Annotated in this window: 16 protein-coding genes and 1 pseudogene; 1 reads left to right on the top strand and 16 read right to left on the bottom strand. The window is 47.7% G+C overall.

All coding sequences use genetic code 11. The features are described 5' to 3' along the window. Nucleotides 1-12: 12 nt before the first annotated feature. The 5 genes from DESGI_RS06245 to DESGI_RS06225 form a co-directional block, all read right to left on the bottom strand. On the bottom strand, nt 13-213 hold the full coding sequence (locus DESGI_RS06245) for a DUF3006 domain-containing protein (RefSeq protein ID WP_006522616.1): 201 nt from the start codon (nt 211-213) through the stop codon (nt 13-15). 40 nt (nt 214-253) lie between these two features. Beyond that, on the bottom strand, nt 254-1,054 hold the full coding sequence (locus DESGI_RS06240; protein ID WP_006522615.1) for a DUF3786 domain-containing protein: 801 nt from the start codon (nt 1,052-1,054) through the stop codon (nt 254-256). A 202-nt stretch (nt 1,055-1,256) separates the two neighbouring features. Continuing rightward, nucleotides 1,257-1,589 (bottom strand): hypothetical protein, encoded by a 333-nt coding sequence (locus DESGI_RS06235; protein WP_041284797.1) that lies wholly within the window; start codon nt 1,587-1,589, stop codon nt 1,257-1,259. A gap of 59 nt (nt 1,590-1,648) precedes the next feature. Next, nucleotides 1,649-2,722: a stage II sporulation protein P gene (gene spoIIP, locus DESGI_RS06230; RefSeq protein WP_006522613.1), complete on the bottom strand. Its 1,074-nt coding sequence runs from the start codon at nt 2,720-2,722 to the stop codon at nt 1,649-1,651. A gap of 325 nt (nt 2,723-3,047) precedes the next feature. Next, nucleotides 3,048-3,389 (bottom strand): phage holin family protein, encoded by a 342-nt coding sequence (locus tag DESGI_RS06225; RefSeq protein WP_006522612.1) that lies wholly within the window; start codon nt 3,387-3,389, stop codon nt 3,048-3,050. Nucleotides 3,390-3,514: 125 nt separating this feature from the next. Between DESGI_RS06225 and rpsT the strand changes: the two genes are divergently transcribed. Further along, the gene (gene rpsT / locus DESGI_RS06220; protein ID WP_006522611.1) at nt 3,515-3,784 is read left to right on the top strand and encodes a 30S ribosomal protein S20; all 270 of its coding nucleotides are present in this window, start codon (nt 3,515-3,517) and stop codon (nt 3,782-3,784) included. 44 nt (nt 3,785-3,828) lie between these two features. On the opposite strand, the gene holA is transcribed toward rpsT, so the two are convergent. The 11 genes and pseudogenes from holA to DESGI_RS06165 all read right to left on the bottom strand — a co-directional run bounded on the left by holA (nt 3,829) and on the right by DESGI_RS06165 (nt 13,019). Next, nucleotides 3,829-4,842 carry a DNA polymerase III subunit delta gene (holA, locus tag DESGI_RS06215; protein WP_006522610.1) on the bottom strand — a complete coding sequence of 338 codons (1,014 nt, stop codon included), beginning with the start codon at nt 4,840-4,842 and terminating at the stop codon, nt 3,829-3,831. A gap of 94 nt (nt 4,843-4,936) precedes the next feature. Further along, nucleotides 4,937-5,686, bottom strand: a complete 750-nt coding sequence (locus tag DESGI_RS25320) for a HesA/MoeB/ThiF family protein (RefSeq protein WP_006522609.1) — start codon at nt 5,684-5,686, stop codon at nt 4,937-4,939. Between the two features lie 107 nt (nt 5,687-5,793). Then, the gene (gene mobB, locus DESGI_RS25315; protein WP_207638362.1) at nt 5,794-6,309 is read right to left on the bottom strand and encodes a molybdopterin-guanine dinucleotide biosynthesis protein B; all 516 of its coding nucleotides are present in this window, start codon (nt 6,307-6,309) and stop codon (nt 5,794-5,796) included. Next, complete coding sequence (locus DESGI_RS06200) at nt 6,302-6,739, bottom strand: MOSC domain-containing protein (protein ID WP_006522607.1); 438 nt, start codon at nt 6,737-6,739, stop codon at nt 6,302-6,304. Before DESGI_RS06200 ends, mobB begins: the two co-directional genes overlap by 8 nt. Next, nucleotides 6,727-7,236 (bottom strand): cyclic pyranopterin monophosphate synthase MoaC, encoded by a 510-nt coding sequence (gene moaC, locus DESGI_RS06195; protein WP_006522606.1) that lies wholly within the window; start codon nt 7,234-7,236, stop codon nt 6,727-6,729. Before moaC ends, DESGI_RS06200 begins: the two co-directional genes overlap by 13 nt. An 8-nt stretch (nt 7,237-7,244) precedes the next feature. Further along, the gene (moaA, locus tag DESGI_RS06190; RefSeq protein ID WP_006522605.1) at nt 7,245-8,225 is read right to left on the bottom strand and encodes a GTP 3',8-cyclase MoaA; all 981 of its coding nucleotides are present in this window, start codon (nt 8,223-8,225) and stop codon (nt 7,245-7,247) included. Nucleotides 8,226-8,240: 15 nt separating this feature from the next. Beyond that, the gene (locus tag DESGI_RS06185) at nt 8,241-8,936 is read right to left on the bottom strand and encodes an ABC transporter permease (protein WP_006522604.1); all 696 of its coding nucleotides are present in this window, start codon (nt 8,934-8,936) and stop codon (nt 8,241-8,243) included. Between the two features lie 216 nt (nt 8,937-9,152). Next, complete coding sequence (locus DESGI_RS06180) at nt 9,153-9,530, bottom strand: winged helix-turn-helix domain-containing protein (RefSeq protein WP_435050893.1); 378 nt, start codon at nt 9,528-9,530, stop codon at nt 9,153-9,155. Continuing rightward, nucleotides 9,523-9,756, bottom strand: coding sequence for a MoaD/ThiS family protein (locus DESGI_RS06175; RefSeq protein ID WP_245561191.1), 234 nt, complete (start codon nt 9,754-9,756; stop codon nt 9,523-9,525). The genes DESGI_RS06180 and DESGI_RS06175 overlap by 8 nt, the downstream gene beginning before the upstream one ends. Nucleotides 9,757-10,073: 317 nt before the next feature. Next, nucleotides 10,074-11,466 (bottom strand): annotated as a pseudogene (locus tag DESGI_RS26610) (IS4 family transposase). 158 nt (nt 11,467-11,624) lie between these two features. After that, nucleotides 11,625-13,019: an ArsB/NhaD family transporter gene (locus tag DESGI_RS06165; protein WP_006524314.1), complete on the bottom strand. Its 1,395-nt coding sequence runs from the start codon at nt 13,017-13,019 to the stop codon at nt 11,625-11,627. Nucleotides 13,020-13,079 lie beyond the last annotated feature (60 nt).

The raw sequence follows: 13,079 nt of genomic DNA, 5'->3' as shown, positions 1-13,079 counted from the left end.
TTCACCATCTTTCTATTCAGAAAACACCTCATTGGCCAGCTGGTCAATAGATTTTTTCCTACGCTCAGTAGCTTCTTGATCCACTTTGATCTGGATGTTGATAACGTCGCCCGGTTTAACACCCTTAGGCACCAACATTTTAGGGATATGAAATATCCTTCTTCTGTACTCGATCAAAGCATATTCCCCTTCAAAACGATCAATTACCAGCATTTAAACATCCCCCACATTAGTTTTTAGAAATATCATAACCTTAACCATGTCTGGCATTGATTTTTTCAAACATGGTTACAATGCCGCTACAGAGCATATGAATGGATTCTATGTCGAGATTCTCCTGAGCTGCCTGGTCAAAGAATATATTTACCCTGGCCTCCATTCCTTCCTCCTCCGGCCCCCAGTAGCTGATCATTATGGGCACTTTGGGCAAGGGGTACAGGATGTATGCCATATCTGAAGAAAAGATATCCTTGGCCGGCTTGCCAAAAACAGAAATTAAATCTTCAAAAAGATCCATATCACGCTCGGCCATCTGCTGTAAAGGCTTTTCACAGCGCTGCTCAAAAAGCGGCTGTCTGATATTACCGTTTTTTAATTCCCTGAATGCAACCCAGTTACCAGAAAGGTTTTCCCCCTTATACCTTATTATATAGTTGAGTAGCGGCACTGTCACCCAAGTGTTAACATGAATAGCCGAGGTAACGTTACCACTACCATCAACATGAAAGTCCTTGCCCAGGATTTTGATGGTCAGCTTGCCGTCTATATAAGAACCACCCAATCTTTGGGCTATGACAGCAAGATCCACGCTGGCCATTTCCTTTTTTAATTGTTGTAGCATTTGTTCCTGTTGCTGGATAATACCCTGGGGTCTAGTCACCTGACTATCAATATCAAGGTTGTCACTGCCTTCCATTTGAGGGCATTCGCCAATACTTTTAATGCCCTTAAATACCGCATCGGCAAAGGCCAGACAAGTTCGCATGCCGCATTGCCGGCAGTTTGATTTAGGCAGCAGCTTGTAAACATCCAGTGGACTTTTTATTTGTTGCATTTATTTTTGCCCCTTTCCTGTTGTCTAAACCGTGTTAATTATGACAATCATCGAATTGTCAGGATATTAATAATATATATATTTAGCTGTCCAAATAGCTGTTTCCTGCCCTATGAATCTAAATAATCAGAAAAACGCCCTTTACCTAAATTTACAGGCAAAGGGCGTAGTTATTGACATGAATAAGCCTTTTTCGATCTACTTATGGCCAGCCAATGCTCTCCCGTACTTTTTGCTGCACCGGGTCCAGCCGGCGCATAAATTCATCCCGGCCAATGCTGTACAATATACCGACCTGCTCATGCATATTTTGCATCAAGCCAGGCCAGGTGCCGCCAAAATTAGGCAGACGCAGGGTCTCCCCCAATAAACAAATTTCCAGTTTTTCTCCATCTGCGTGCCAATTAAGCAGTACTAACGGTTGCTCAGGTACCACCAAGCGATTAAAATTTATTAAAGCAATATTTATGCTAAAAAAAATTAGGCCAATACATATGCCCAGGCTGAACAGCATGGGTTTACTTGGTGTCCGCATAACATCACCGCTTTAATGTTTTTAATGCTTATTATTGCCAAATGCAGAAATTCATATGCTCATTCAGCATCCAAGTTGCGTTTAACCATCTCCGCCACGGGACCGGCCAACATGCGTGCCGCAAGAACCGCTTCCTCAGTGGAATTACTTACACTGCCCACTTCCAACAGCACAGCCCCGGGATGCAAAAACTGGTTATAGCGGCCTTCCAGAATACGTACCCCAAGGCATAGCCCGGGATATTGTTTATCAATCTCAGCTGACAGCTCTTTGGCAAAGCTGTAGTTTTGCCGCCAGGTGGGGAAAGGAGACCGGGCATCAGAGCCAACCACAATCAACACCGGAGCCACCTGCTGCCCGTCCACAGTGACCAGGCTGTCTTCCCGGGGCTTGCCGGCATCACGATGAATATCCAGCACCACTTGAACCGCCGGGTTATCCTCCAGCAGTTTTTGTAAAGTTTGCTGGGAAGTTGTGTAGGAACTGTTATAATTGGTATCATTAATGACATCGGAGCGGGCTACCCGCAGCCCGTATTTTTTTTCCAGCTCATCTTCCAGTGCCTCAGCTACCTTTACCACCCCGCCCCGCTTACCGGTAAGCCGCTCCATACCGTCGGTTAGGGCATAGGTTTCACCGGTATGGGTGTTATAAATAGCCACCAGGCTTTCCTCCGAAAGAGGCGGCAAGTCCAGCGCCGCTTCCTGATCGGGTAACGGTTCCGCTTCAGGAGCCATTACTAAAGCAGTCGGCTCTTCGGGTTGGGTTACCTCGGCCATAAGGGGCATTTGATAAGCTAAAATATGCAGCGGGCGCTGCGGGTCAGGACGAAACACCCGCGCCAGTGGTGCCGTCAAAGCACCCGGCCCCGCCACCTGGGGAACATCTTCTTGGCTGCCCGACCAGGCCATTACCGGCACGGCCACTCGAATAATCCCACGGGGATCGCGGTCGTTCCACGCCAGCAGCACATTTAATAACTCGTGCCCGGCCCTGGTTAAGGCAGGAGATAAAACAACCAAACAATTAATTAATATGATAAACAGAACCAGCGACACCATTATATATATACCTGGCCTTAACCTGGTGCGCAGCCTGTACCAACGATAGCGATGGTGATACGCGGGGTACATCAAACCCCTCCTTATCCTCTCGAACAAAATTTTGAACCACAACACCCTTTACATCGGCTGGCACGGAAGCAAGAGAACCGTCCCCTTGCTCCCTTTGTCTTAGACCTGTCTTATACTATGCCCGGGCGCATGGGATTATTACCATAGGCAGGCAACCCGGCAAAAGGATGCCCGGGAAGCAAAAGAACCGCCCCCCGAAAAGACTTAACCCCCGTCGATTTACAACGGGGGTTAAGGGTGCCTTATAACGGGCCAGTGGTTAACCGTACCGGTTACAATAACGGCTGGATTTAATTGCACTGTGATTGTGCCAAATCCCGGTTCGTTAGCGCAGCACTGTCGGTACCACGGCGTCAATAAGCCCGATTACAAAGGCTGAAATTAGTGCGCCTACCAAACTTACGTTAAGCAGATTGGGTATGATAAATTGCGCCAGGTAAATCACCACGGCAGCGGTAATAAAGCCCACAATGCCGCGGTTTTGCGGTGAAATTTTATCACCCAGTAAAGCTTCGGCCACATAACCCAGCACCGCAATTACAGCCGCAGCTATTAAAGCGCCGGTAAAACCACCTTGTACGACAAAACCGGGGGCCAGCCAGCTAACAACAATTAATACAAGTGCTGAAACAACAAAGCGAATAGCCAGTCCAATCCATTGTGTCATTTTGACTTCACCTCCTTTTCTTTATCCTATATTTATGATTAACCAAAAAAACCGCCTGTATACCAGGCGAAGCTTGCATTTTTTTTTAGCTCATGGTAAAATTGACGCTGTTGGGAGGTGAAAAAATGCCTAATATTAAATCTGCTGCCAAACGGGTGCTGATTATCAAAAAACGCACCGAGCGCAACCGGCGCATTAAATCTACAGTTCGCACAGCTGTCCGTCGCTTCCATGAAGCAATGACCGTTGACAACAAAGAAGACGCTCAAGTGAAATTACGTCGGGCACTTGTTACCATAGATAAGGCGGTTACCAAGGGCGTACTACATAAAAATACAGCGGCCCGTCAAAAATCCCGCCTGACCAAATTCTTTAATAAGAATATAGCCGGTTAAAAAACTACCACCCAGTTACGCAAACATGGGTGGTTAATTTATTTTCAAGCACATATTTTTAAGATAAAAGTCTCCATAGCAGGGTAAAAATCGGCCCGGCCGGTTTTTATATAATGATCCAGCTCAGCAAGATTATTTAAGGCCATCACCAGCTGCGCCACCGAAAAATTTCTACGTTGCCCATAAATTTTTGTATATACAAAAGGGTGCAATTTAAGGACGGCTATGATCTGCTCCCGTGATTGGCCCGCCCCGGCCAATCCCTGCACCTGTAATATCAATCTAAACTGTCTGGCCACCATACCGATGATCTGTTGGGGCTGCTGTTTTTGCAACAGTAAATTACGGATCCCGGACAGTGCCCGCACGCAATTCTTTTCCCCTATGGCATCAACCACTTCGAATATGCTTTCCTCCACCCGTGGGGCTACCAACTGCCGCACTGTCCCCAAACCAATGGTTTTACCCGGTCCCTTATAGCACGTCAGTTTCTGCATTTCGTGATAAAGGGTATACATATCACGCCCGCACCGGGCCAATAATTCCGTCGCGGCCTCCCGGTTAATGGCACAGCCTTCTTCCCGAGCCCGCTTGGCCAACCATTTGGTAAGATCGGCCGGCTTTAACAAGGTGAACTCGATAGCCCGTCCCGCCCGGGCCATTTCTTTATATATTTTTTTACGCCGATCCACGTTTTGGGCCGTCTCAAATACCAGGCAAGTACCCGGACAGGGGGCTGCTAAATAATCCAACACATGCTTGATTTCTCGTTCGTTTTTTCCTGAATTAGCCTGGAATATTTGCGGACTGCGTACAAGCACCAGACGTCGCCCCGGTATAAATGAGGTGGAGGCGGCGGCAGTAGCGATTTCCTGCCCCGACATTACGGAACCGTCCAGCACCTCAAAGTTTAATTGCTCCCCGCCAGGAGGCAAAACGTACTCTTTAAGACGCTCAATAGCCTGCTCCCGCAAATAGCTTTCCGGGCCGTAAAGTAAATAAACCGGGGCTATAGTGCCTTTTTTTAGTTCGGTTAGAAAATCAATGAAGTATTTCATAAAATAAAACACCGCCGAAAACAATTTAAACATGAGTCATTTGAACTTAGCAAAATCACCAAAACGTGACCGCAAATTATCTCGCTGCTATTAATCAGGTACCGCAAACGGGACAAGCCGGGTCACGGCTGATTTCAACAGTATAAAACTGCATGGACAGGGCGTCAAAGGTAAAAAGACGCCCCAGCAACGGTTCCCCAATACCCAATAGCACCTTGACAGCCTCAGCTGCTTCCACCGCGCCTATTATACCGGGCACCGCCCCCAAAACACCCAGCTTGTCGCTTGACGGAGCATCATCAGGGGGCACATCCCTAAATATGCAAGCCAGGCACGGCCCCTGACCGGGCAGTATAGTCATGGCCTGGCCGGAATAACCGAGCACCCCGCCAAAAATATAGGGCTTTTGCTCTTCTACACAGGCCCTGTTAATCAGTAAACGCGCCGCAAAATTATCAGTACCGTCTACCACCAGGTCATAACGCGAAATCAACTCTCTAAAATTTTGCTCGTCCAACCACTCCCCGTAACCGTTTACCTGCACATCCGGATTAAGAGCGGTGATTTTTTCCCGGGCCGAGTCGATTTTGGACCGCCCCAGGTCAGCTGTGGTGTGGATAATCTGCCTTTGCAGGTTGGACAAATCCACCCGGTCGCCATCAACCAGGCCAATATGCCCAATACCCGCCGCTGCCAGGTAATACCCCGCCGGAGAACCCAAACCGCCGGCACCAACGACTAAAACCCTGGACTGCAGTAACTTAAACTGACCAGCCGTACCCACCCCGTCCAGCAAAATATTTCTCTTGTATCGTGCCAGCTGTTCGCCAGTTAGTTCACTCATAAGCAACTCACCAACTCGCATAGATTTATACTTCATAAAAAATTATAATACCCATGAATTATACAATGTATTAATATCGTACAAACAAAGTCTTCATATGCAATGATTTAATCCAATACCTTATCTAAAAACCTCTCTATTATAAAATTCGCCACGGCATCAATATCCCCTACATCAAAACACGGCACATTTTCCATACCGGGGGAACGTTCCCCCACCACCGCCACCAACTGCCCGGCCCGGGCCGCCGGCCGTTCCTCACCGTACCCGGCCCGGCGCACCTCCAGCTGGGGATACGGCCCCTTTTTGTATCCTTCAGTAAAAACCAGGTCAACGCCAGACATTAGCGCAGCAATGGCACCGGGGTCGGGGTCGCCCTCCATTTCTATGACCAGGCCGACCTTGCCGGGACCGGCAATGGCGGTACAAACAGCCCCGGCCCGGGCTAATCGCCAGGTGTCTTTGCCCGGCTTGTCCAGCTCAAAGGGTCCCCGGTGGTGCTTGATTACACCCACCCGCACTCCCCGGCTCCGCAGTTCGGCCACCAGATTTTCCAGAAAAGTGGTTTTGCCCGTATTGGCCCAACCCACAATGGAGATTACCGGCAAAGTGCTGTTATTCACCAATGACCCTCACCTCATCGCCCACCCTTACAGTACCTCCGTTTAGCACTTTGATAAATATGCCCTCTTTGGGCATGACACAGTCCCCGGCTTGCTGGTATATGGCACAGCGGGTATGACATTCCTTGCCGATCTGGGTAACTTCACCCAGCGCTTCGCCACCAATGACTATTTTTGTGCCAATGGGTAGGGCAACCAGATCCAGGCCCACTGTGGTAATATTCTCAGCAAAATCGCCGGGATTGACATCCAGCCCGACATCACGCATTTTTTGCACGCTTTCCAGTGCTAATAAGCTAACCTGGCGGTGCCACGGACCGGCATGGGCGTCCCCTTCAATCCCGTGCTCAGCCACCAGCCGGCCGGTGCCGACGTTCTTTTTGCGCATGCCCTTTTTGGGGCTGGTGCAAACCGCTACTACGTATCCCATATCTGTTCACCTTCCCTCTCAAATGTGCCGCTTTTACCACCGGTTTTATGTACCAGTCTGACTTGCCCCAGCACCATTTCCCGGTCCACGGCTTTGCACATATCATAAATGGTCAATCCGGCCACGGTAACCGCCGTAAGCGCCTCCATCTCCACTCCGGTTTTGCCTGTTGTACGAACCCGTGCCTGGATCTGCACCCGGCCGGGCCGCTGCAGGCGAAAATCCACATTAACTCCGGTCAAGGTAATGGGATGGGCCATAGGAATAAGCCGTCCGGTTTCTTTGGCCGCCATAATGCCGGCCACCCTGGCCACGCCCAGCACATCACCCTTGGCTACTCCGCCCCGGTCAATCAGTTCCAGCGTACCGGGCTGCATAAGTACCTCGCCCCGGGCCACCGCCACCCGCACGGTATCATCCTTGCCGCTGATATCTACCATCCGGGCCGCGCCGCCGGCATCGAAATGATTCAAACCCTGATATCCATGATCACTCATTAATACAATCAACCTCCGATTTGGGACATGATGCGATCGTCCTTCTGCCAGCCTACCGCCATGTTATGGCCGTCGGGCTTGGCCAAAATAGCCTTTTGGAAAATGCGGGCCAGTTCATCGGGCCCGGCATCGGCCCGCAGTGCCTGCTTAAGGTCGGTTTCCCGGCCGCTGAACAAACAGGGCCGCAGCTGACCGGTGGCCGTCAGGCGCAGCCGGTTGCAAGTGGCACAAAAATGATTGCTCACCGCCGAAATAAAGCCAATGGTACCCGGGGCGCCGGGCAAACGACTGTAACGGGCCGGTCCGCTACCGGCAATCACCTTCTCGTCTTCCAGATTGCCCAACGCCCCACCGATTAATTCCTTGACTTCCTGGGTGGAAATAAATCTTTCCCGGGACCAGTCATCCGAGGTTCCAATGGGCATTAATTCAATAAACCGGACGTGCAGCGGCAATTCCATGCTAAGCCTGGCCAGTTCCAGCAGCTCATCATCATTAAAACCCCGGATGGCTACCGTGTTTATTTTAACCGGCTCAAGTCCGTTTTCCAGAGCAGCATCAATACCACGGCGCACCAAATTCAGGTTCCCGCCCCGGGTGATACGGTGAAAACGTGCAGGTTGTAAAGTATCCAGGCTTATATTGACCCGTTTCAACCCGGCCACCTTTAAATCCTTCGCCATATCCCCCAGCAAAATTCCATTGGTCGTTAATGCAATATCGTCTATTTCAGGGATATCACTCAGCTTTTTTATTAGTTCCAAAATACCGCGGCGCAACAGCGGCTCCCCTCCGGTAAGGCGCACTTTTCTAATACCAACCCTCACTCCCGCCTTAACAACGTCGACGATTTCTTCCAAAGTTAATATTTCACTGTGCGGTAAGCATTGAACCCCCTCAGCAGGCATACAGTAAACGCAGCGCAGGTTGCACCGGTCGGTCACCGAAATGCGCAAGTAATTGATCTGCCGCTGGAATCTATCCTGCATTTTTACACCTTCTTTCTAATAACGGCCCCTTTGCTGCAGCATGGTTAAAGTAAATGTAACCACATAGGCCAGTAACAAAAGTATAACACTTAGTGCAATGCCAATATCAAAATTACCCTTATTAACTTCCATTACGGTGGCAGTGGTCAATGTACGGGTTTGCCCCAGAATATTGCCACCCACCATCATGGCCGCGCCCACCTCGGAGACCACCCCGCCAAAACCGGCAATCACCGCCGCCATTAAGCCCAGGCGGGCTTCCTTGATCAGCAGCCAGTAAAGCTGCCAGCGAGAAGCCCCCAGGGCCAATATTTGCAGCCTGATTTTGGGGTTTAGCTGCCCAATAGCCGCCATGCTAAAGCCCGTTACAATTGGCGAAGCAATAACTGCCTGGGCAATTATAATGGCTGTAGGAGTGTAGATAAGGTCCAAGAACCCCAGGGGGCCCGAACGCCAGAGCAGCAGGCTGACCCACAGACCCACCACCACCGGGGGCAGTCCCATGCCCATATTTACCAGACTCACTGCCACGCTGCGTCCGGGAAAAACCTTAAAAGCTAATAAAAGCCCCAGCGGCACCCCAATTAACAAGCTGATTAATGTGGCCGTGCCGGAAACCCGTAATGTAAACCAAGTAATCTGCAGCACTGCCGGGTCACCGGATAGCAGCATTTGCACAGCCCTTGCCAATCCTTCCCAAACCATTTCCACACTGAAGTACCGTTCCTTTCAGCAAGATTGTCCTGAAAAAAATCTATTGCACCGTTTACTGCATATGAAAACAATAACACAAACCAATGACCTGCCTGCGCAGGGAAAATGCAGGCAGATATACGGGCGGGGAAAACTCCCGTTATAAGGTAGATACATTATAAGAATTCAAACAAATTCCAATATGCTTGAATTAACATAACGCATATAAAAAAATTAAACTTTAAAGAAACGTTTAAAGATTTTGTTAATCTCCCGGTCCACCTCTTCTTTAAAATGATAATAACTTTGCAGCAAACGAACTGCTTCCGGGGTCAGCTTGGCGCCACCGCCTGTTTCGCCACCTACCCTGGTGATAACCAGGGGAATGCTACACTTGCGTTCCGCATTTTTAATTTTACCCCAGGCCGTGCGATAGGACATGCCCATAGCGGAGGCGGCCCCGGCAATACTCCCGGTTTGCCTTATATATTCAAGTATTTGAAAAAAACCTTCCCCTAAAATGGCATCGTCTTTTTCCAACCATGTTTTGTACCCCAAAACTAAAGAGCTATTTTTACTACTGTTATCCTGCCCGGCAGACAAATCAACCACCTCCCACCGGCGGAAATAAAGACACCCTTTCCCCGTCTCTGACGGTATAATCCAGTGTTTGATGCCTGCCGTCCACCAAAACGGTGAACACCTGTTCTTCAGGTATGTGCATTTTGTTTAATAATATCCGAACTGTCGCCCCATCCGGCAAGTTCACCGGCATAGGCTCACCAAAGCGCTTGTTGGGTAAGAACTTTTCCAAACCACTGAACACCCGTACTTCCACTTGCAAAAAAAACACCTCGCCTTAAAAACCTGCGTTTGCCGGGGAATTACAATGGACACAGCGCACTGCACCAGCCTGGTGAAGTTACTGCGCTTCTTAACAAAACAAGCAGTGTCCGTGCAGGAAAGCTATCCCCCACAAACCCTGCTTGTTTACATTATACTAAAAGAAACATACCTCGTCTACTAAAAGTAACATACCTCTTCTAGAGTTTACCAAGCTGCATTTTAGAATAAATTTTACATCATTAACTCAACTTTCGCACCTTAAAAATAAGCTCAAGCTCTTAATATGCAAGCGTTTTGGAATTATTAATATCAAGCAACTGCTCTTTTCTGAAGCGAACTTTTCAGAAAGGCAGGTAATTGCTCGAAAAACGTATCCAAAAAATGTTGAATTTGTTCTTCAGAAAGAAGAAATTCCTTGCTAAATGATGAGGCGAAAAGATCTATGATTAAAAGAACAGCTTCGGTAAAGCGAATATCCTCAATTTCATCGCAACACAGATAAAAGAGCTCGCCAAGGGTCTTGGGGTCTTTCTCCTCTCTGGCACTTAAAGCCAGCATGATATATCGCACAAAGACAATGGTGGTATGAGCAGTAAGCGCATCATAACTACGGCACTGGAATTCCTTTGCCAAATGCAAATGGGACTTTGTGACTTTGAAGAAACACTCGATTTCCCAGCGTTTGCCATAAATACGGATAACTTCTTCATCAGATAGCTCAAGGTTTGTTGTTAAGATTGCCAACCATTTTTTTGAGCGGTTACGGTCTCGAACGAAGATGATTTTTACCAGAACGTCATTTCCGTTTTGGGCCTTACCAAGCCCGACAACGACGGATGATAGAATCTTGGCCCGCCCGCGTTTTTTGCGAAGAACTTTGTAAAGTTGACCCAATGTATATTCGCTTCCATTATAGGTGTAATAAACGCGGTGCATATTCTTGAGCATACAAACAACATGCAAAATGGTATTCTGTCAGCACCCGCTTGATTACGACTGGAAAGGCAAACCAGCTATCAAAAAGCAGGGTACTCGCACAAAGTTGAAAAGGGTTCACTTGGTCGAGAAGCGAGAACATAGTTTCTGTGGATTTTTGAATAGCTTCTTTGCGACGGCGGTATCCAACTGTCCGTTTGTCAATCCTTTGATTTAGCCCCTGGTAACGATTTTTCTCTTTATCAGAGCTAAGCAGAGAGAACGCAAGGGGCAGAAAGGTTCCACCATCAGACCAACCCAAGGTCAGCATCCGAAACCCTTTCAGATACCGATTTGTTGAATGATCGTGAACCCGGGACAATAATTCAACCGATTTACTACGGTTTCTGGAATAAGTAGAGTCGTCTAAAATCAATACACGAGCCCGGCCCTCTGATGTCAGGGGTAAAAGTCTTGTTTTGATGAGAAATGAGCTGATTGTAACAAGAAATTTCCGCCAATTGAATGTAGGCCTGTTTAGAAAACGATATATCGCATCTTTGGAAGGAGCGTTATCTATACGACCTGACTCCAATGTTCGATAAAGATTTTTCCCTTGAAATACAAGGGAAAAGATAAATTGGAAAAGGAACAATGGCGATAGACCGGATTCTTTTCGGATATTCGCCTGGTGCAAAAAGGTTCCTATTTTTGCCTGCTTTATAAACCGATCAGAATAAGATTTAGCCTGTTCATTGTTATCATTTTTTGGTAAAATTATAGCCACAGAAAACATCCTTTCTTGGTGTGTTGTTGTGGTGACTACATTTTACCAAAAAAGGCGTGTTTTCTGTTTGTTTTGCTTAAAAAGTTGGCCTAAATTCTTATTTTGTAAGGGGTTAGACTGATTTTTGAACTGCGAAAGTTGAGTCATTAATTTCTATATTAGGTGTTAGATTTTTGCGCACCGCCAGAAGCTCTATCTTTACCCAGCCAGCCCAGCACCAGTGCCAGAATAATGCCAACAGCCAGGGTAGCCAGCATAGCCATAGTGGTATGCAATATATACCAGGCGATTAAATACAGCATGGCAATGACTATAGACAACAGCATCAGGGGAAAGGCCACCTTAAAAAACGTCATAAAACTTATTGGTGCTCCCCTTTTTTCCGCCATGCCTATGACCACCACATTAGCCGATGCGCCGATAATGGTTCCATTACCCCCTAGGCAGGCACCTAAGGACAGGGACCACCATAAGAAATTCAAATCGCCGATGCCACCCAGGCGGCCCATATCATGAATCAGCGGAATCATAGTGGCCACAAAGGGAATATTATCGACAAAAGCTGAAGCAATGGCCGACAGCCAAAGAATTAAAAGACCAGCGGGCAACAGTTCTCCACCTGTAATATCCAGGGCCAAGCTGGCAATGGCTTCTATGACACCCACTTCTTCCAATGCGCCCACTACCACAAAAAGTCCAATAAAGAAGAAAATCACGGGCCATTCCACGGCGTGGAAGGCATGCTCGGGATCCATGCGTGTCACAAGAAGCAGCAGTGCGGCCCCGGTCAGGGCAATTACCGAGCTTTCCAAATGAACAAACTGGTGCAATACAAAACCAATAATAGTTACACCCAGCACCGTTAAGCATTTTTTAAGCAACACAGGGTCTTTGATTTCAGCATTTTCGTCCATGGCCATAATGTTTTGCATTAGCTCGGGACATGTAACCATCTGCTTTTTATATATCAATTTTAAAATAAATATGGTTATAGTATAGATCACTACCACCACAGGGGTTAAATTAATAACAAAGTCCATAAAACCAAGATGAGTAGCGCTGCCGATCATTATATTGGGGGGGTCACCGATTAAAGTAGCGGTGCCGCCAATATTCGAAGCAATAATTTCAACAATTAAAAATGGAATAACATTGACCTGCAGCTGCCGGGCTATGGCAAAGGTCACCGGCACAATGAGCAGCACGGTAGTCACGTTGTCCAATAAAGCTGACAACACTGCGGTAATTAGACCCAGTGAGGCCAGAATCCGTATCGGCTCACCTTTGGCACTCTTGGCAGCCTTGATGGCAAGGTATTCAAATACCCCAGTTTGCCTGGTGATGCCAACAATAATCATCATACCCACTAACAGGCCAATGGTATTGAAATCCACATAATGGACGGCCTGCTCTTCATTTACAATTCCCGCCAGAATAACTAGCGCCGCACCGCAAAATGCAGCCACAGTCCGGTGAATCTTTTCGGAAACGATAAAGGCATAGGTAATCAAAAAAACCGCCGTGGCAAATATAACTTGGTTATCTGCGTGCATAATCATCTCCCTTTATTTAATATTTTAGTGCTAGTAGTGATTAATCAACATCATTAAAAA

It is taken from the genome of Desulfoscipio gibsoniae DSM 7213 (assembly GCF_000233715.2).
GTDB lineage: Bacteria > Bacillota > Desulfotomaculia > Desulfotomaculales > Desulfallaceae > Sporotomaculum > Sporotomaculum gibsoniae.
The sequence above is the reverse complement of the archived record's forward strand: the minus strand, read 5'-3'. Positions and strand labels throughout refer to the sequence as shown.

Bases quoted from the DNA above. Each gene is read 5' to 3' on its own strand.
- DESGI_RS06245 (WP_006522616.1), bottom strand. From the start codon at position 213: ATGCTGGTAATTGATCGTTTTGAAGGGGAATATGCTTTGATCGAGTAC.
- DESGI_RS06240 (WP_006522615.1), bottom strand. From the start codon at position 1,054: ATGCAACAAATAAAAAGTCCACTGGATGTTTACAAGCTGCTGCCTAAA.
- DESGI_RS06235 (WP_041284797.1), bottom strand. From the start codon at position 1,589: ATGCGGACACCAAGTAAACCCATGCTGTTCAGCCTGGGCATATGTATT.
- spoIIP (WP_006522613.1), bottom strand. From the start codon at position 2,722: ATGTACCCCGCGTATCACCATCGCTATCGTTGGTACAGGCTGCGCACC.
- DESGI_RS06225 (WP_006522612.1), bottom strand. From the start codon at position 3,389: ATGACACAATGGATTGGACTGGCTATTCGCTTTGTTGTTTCAGCACTT.
- rpsT (WP_006522611.1), top strand. From the start codon at position 3,515: ATGCCTAATATTAAATCTGCTGCCAAACGGGTGCTGATTATCAAAAAA.
- holA (WP_006522610.1), bottom strand. From the start codon at position 4,842: ATGAAATACTTCATTGATTTTCTAACCGAACTAAAAAAAGGCACTATA.
- DESGI_RS25320 (WP_006522609.1), bottom strand. From the start codon at position 5,686: ATGAGTGAACTAACTGGCGAACAGCTGGCACGATACAAGAGAAATATT.
- DESGI_RS06200 (WP_006522607.1), bottom strand. From the start codon at position 6,739: ATGGGATACGTAGTAGCGGTTTGCACCAGCCCCAAAAAGGGCATGCGC.
- moaC (WP_006522606.1), bottom strand. From the start codon at position 7,236: ATGAGTGATCATGGATATCAGGGTTTGAATCATTTCGATGCCGGCGGC.
- moaA (WP_006522605.1), bottom strand. From the start codon at position 8,225: ATGCAGGATAGATTCCAGCGGCAGATCAATTACTTGCGCATTTCGGTG.
- DESGI_RS06165 (WP_006524314.1), bottom strand. From the start codon at position 13,019: ATGCACGCAGATAACCAAGTTATATTTGCCACGGCGGTTTTTTTGATT.